The sequence below is a fragment of the Bacteroides faecichinchillae JCM 17102 genome (assembly GCF_000614145.1).
Taxonomy (GTDB): domain Bacteria; phylum Bacteroidota; class Bacteroidia; order Bacteroidales; family Bacteroidaceae; genus Bacteroides; species Bacteroides faecichinchillae.
The window spans coordinates 1-3,436 of sequence record NZ_BAKK01000095.1 but is presented as its reverse complement, the minus strand read 5'-3'; the positions used below and the strand labels follow the sequence as shown (position 1 = coordinate 3,436).

The window sequence follows — 3,436 nt, the reverse complement described above, 5'->3', positions numbered from 1 at the left end:
TAGCCGGTTCCGCTCGTCGTACACATAGTATGTTTCCAGCCGTTCGTTTCCGTCTACCGCTACCGTCAATACCGTCAGGTCGTTATTGTCGGTATAACTCTCTATCTGATGTCCATCCTCGTCGGTGACTGTCGTTTTCTGCAATCTTCCGGCAGGGTAACTTCCGTCCAGCGAAAGTGTCCCGTCGGAGGTCACTTTGTATTGTCTGACTTCTCCGGTCTGATTGGTTCCATACAGAGAGTTTACACTTTTCCCGGCTGTATGCCAGGCTTTTCCCGGTCCTGTCTGTTTCGCAACCCGTGCCAATGGGCTGTGCTCGTATTGGGTCAGGGTAAAAGCATAGTTCTGTTCCTCGGTTCCGTAGATGCTCCAGTGGGAGGGAGAGAACATATCCGCATCAAAAGCTCCGTTGTTTCCGTTTTTTGCATACGGAAGGTATTCCTTTTCCACTTGTCCCAAGGTGCCGTAGCTATGTGGAAGGATCAAGTCTGCTCCTCCCGAAGGCTTGCCCCCACCTGTATCTCTTGCCATTTCAGGCCGAATCCGTCGAAATAGACGATGTCACTGACCATCTTCGCACTACTGCTTCCTGTTTGGGAAGTGGGTTCTATATACGTTTTCTCGGCGGTGTAATTGCACGTTCCCGTATATCCTGTCGTATTCTGCCCTAAAATAGAATGGTAGTAAAAAATGCGGCAGAAGCGATGTGCTTTTGTCGCATTTGACTAATTAAAGATTTCTGTTCTATTTTTATCCATACTGATCATTTCTCTTCCCAATCACATACAGTATATATCTTAAACATCAAGTCCATTGTTTCATCTCTCCAGACATTAGATTCTTTTTTATCCAATTTGAATATCTTAAAAATAGCTGTATCGCCTTGCTGATAATGACAATCTAGATCTACATTTGGTTTAGAAAGACCGACACTACCTGTCAGGCTATCTTTAATAGCCCACCACTCCTTCTCGAAACTATCATGATAGGAAAAAGGACTATCCGGAATAATATCGATCACAATACGTTTGCTATCCTCTGTAACGGTGGTAGTGACTATGCCAATACAATTCCTGCCTAAACTGTGATATTTTTCCACCCATATTCTTTCAATAGGAAATTCATATCCAGCCATGAGAGTATCCACTTTGAAAATCCTACATTCTCCGACATAAGCATTTATTCGTTTTGATTCTTCAACGCTTTCGGACGTCAAATAAAGACTTATTGGGGGTATTATGAATAATTTCCCCAATAAAAACAGTAATAACACAATAAGCAAACTTATAAATTGCGTTTTTAGAATAAGAAGCATAGACTTCATAATAATATGTCTTAAAATTTAATGCAGAGGGTATGTATCCCCTCTGCAAGTAAATTATGTTTTATGATAATTAAAAAATCATTCCAAGTGCCACCCTTATTCTATTGTTATAATCGGTCTTTTCCCATCAATATGTATAAGATCAACTATTCTTCAAATAAATTGCTATATTTCCATTTTCCTCTTCCGTATTTATCTGTTTCCCCATCAGAGTATATGTTATATATACTATCATTTACCCAAAAATTATATCGGGTAAGAATAGTGGGGGTATAAACTTTAAACTCCTTATTCCATAGGATTCCCCGGACCGTATCGGGTATTTGAACAGGATGTTTCGGAACATAAAAGATAGAATCATAGAACAAGTCGTATAATTTGTGCGCATATTTTTGCGGAGGTGTGTTTTCTAAAATAATCGGCCCTTTTGCAGTATATAAGCCAAAGTCCATCTCTCCATGCGGATCAATTGAATATAATCCGGAAGAGATTTCACGAAATCCGTCATTTACCCATATCTTCTTTGGATGTAAAGGTATGGAGTGTTTTCCATTTTTCATTATAAAGCTACCGTATAAATCCGGGTCTAATCCCACCAGAAGTGCAGAGTCTGATTTATTGAATATTGATATGTCAATTGATATCATATCCGGAGAAGAGAATTTTTCAATTTTCCCACTTTCTCCATGGACATAAAAAAAGTCTGATACCATATCTATTACGTCCGAGTCCTGCTCTCCTCCATAAAAATATCTTAGTTGTGGGTATTTATAGTCCTTAACCTTATTATCAATTTGTTTAAAAGTGGATTTGTTTGACCGCTTGTCTTTCATATATACCATACCCGTGTGTCTTCCCCCTCATATTCCGGCAGATCACGTTCTGATTTAATGCCTAATATCTCACATATTTTCTTTTCGTCCATCGCTTTCTTCCCTTGTGAATAGAAAAGGATGTATTTGTCTTTATATTTTAATGCGTTTGTCGGTAAAATGAATTGACCATCCTTATCATCTCTGCCTACATAAAACCAGAATCCGGAATAAGGACTTTTAGGCCATATAAGACACACATGGGCTTTCCACGCATCAAATTGGTAAACTTTTAGCGTTTTCCTACAGTCCGGATAGAAATCGATTACGGACTTGACATGCTCCAAAAGTTCCGGATCAATGCTGTTGCCATTTGCCCCCTGGCAGGAAACTGTCAGGGGGATGGTTAATGCCATTATTACATTAATCAGAAAGTTGATCGGTTTGTTTTTCATAATTACTTGAATTGTTGGAATATATATTTTATTAAATCATCCATAGAACTCACTGTTATGGAATTCTTTCTTTTTTCTTTATCTGTATAACTAAAAAATGTTCGTTCATCTTTATAATAAATACCATACTTCACATCCATAAATTTTTTCACGTTATCCATGTCGCGCTGTGAAGCAAATGGGTTGTTAGGATGTGAATGGATATCAAATATTGCTTTAAAGTCAGGATATATTGCCTTATCCACTTCAGTTAGTCCATATATATTTGTAACAGAGTTTTCGCTATTATTTGTTCCTAATATGTAGGTTTCTTTATCATTTATATAGCCACCTTTCAAAGTCCATTCAACAGTTGTATTATCTGTTGCAAATAAAAAAATATTGGCAGCATCAGAAATGGAATGGGTTGAAGAAAATTCCATTCGGTCCCAGAGATCTCGACCAATTTGAGACTCAATAAATCCGTTCAATACAGATTTATCAGACACTTGGATACTTTTCCAGCTCGGATCTGGTTGTGTGGCTTTTGGACCGTTAATTCCGCTTGCATACAAAACGTCTACTGCGCTATTCGTTTTTCGCATCAGATAAATATATCCATTTCTGTTTACTACATAATCATCTTTCCCATTCGGATCAATTCTTATTATCGGGTTATTCTTACAGTAAGTATACAAGCCCCAATTGGCATATTTTTCTCCTGACGGGTCCACCCCATGCCATCTCCCTATCGCTGCATCATACTGCCTTGCTCCGTAATCATACCAGTCCAGCCCATTGGTCCTGTCCAGTTCCTTGCCATTATACTTATAAGGCTGAACATTCGTCGAGCCGGTGAACACTCC

General features: G+C 38.6%; 5 protein-coding genes. All 5 read right to left on the bottom strand.

Annotated elements, in window-relative coordinates:
* On the bottom strand, window positions 1-531 hold a 531-nt coding region (locus JCM17102_RS20705; protein ID WP_025076536.1), incomplete at its 3' end, for a DUF6443 domain-containing protein.
* A 232-nt stretch (window positions 532-763) separates the two neighbouring features.
* Window positions 764-1,135 (bottom strand): hypothetical protein, encoded by a 372-nt coding sequence (locus JCM17102_RS20700; protein WP_136498660.1) that lies wholly within the window; start codon window positions 1,133-1,135, stop codon window positions 764-766.
* Window positions 1,136-1,470: 335 nt separating this feature from the next.
* Window positions 1,471-2,166, bottom strand: a complete 696-nt coding sequence (locus JCM17102_RS32120) for a hypothetical protein (RefSeq protein WP_275564456.1) — start codon at window positions 2,164-2,166, stop codon at window positions 1,471-1,473.
* On the bottom strand, window positions 2,154-2,591 hold the full coding sequence (locus JCM17102_RS32115; RefSeq protein WP_275564455.1) for a hypothetical protein: 438 nt from the start codon (window positions 2,589-2,591) through the stop codon (window positions 2,154-2,156). Before JCM17102_RS32115 ends, JCM17102_RS32120 begins: the two co-directional genes overlap by 13 nt.
* Before the next feature lie 2 nt (window positions 2,592-2,593).
* Window positions 2,594-3,436: JAB-like toxin 1 domain-containing protein (locus JCM17102_RS20690; protein ID WP_025076534.1), on the bottom strand; the 843-nt coding region annotated here is incomplete at its 5' end.

Bases quoted from the DNA above. Each gene is read 5' to 3' on its own strand.
- JCM17102_RS20700 (WP_136498660.1), bottom strand. From the start codon at position 1,135: ATGGCTGGATATGAATTTCCTATTGAAAGAATATGGGTGGAAAAATAT.
- JCM17102_RS32120 (WP_275564456.1), bottom strand. From the start codon at position 2,166: ATGGTATATATGAAAGACAAGCGGTCAAACAAATCCACTTTTAAACAA.
- JCM17102_RS32115 (WP_275564455.1), bottom strand. From the start codon at position 2,591: ATGAAAAACAAACCGATCAACTTTCTGATTAATGTAATAATGGCATTA.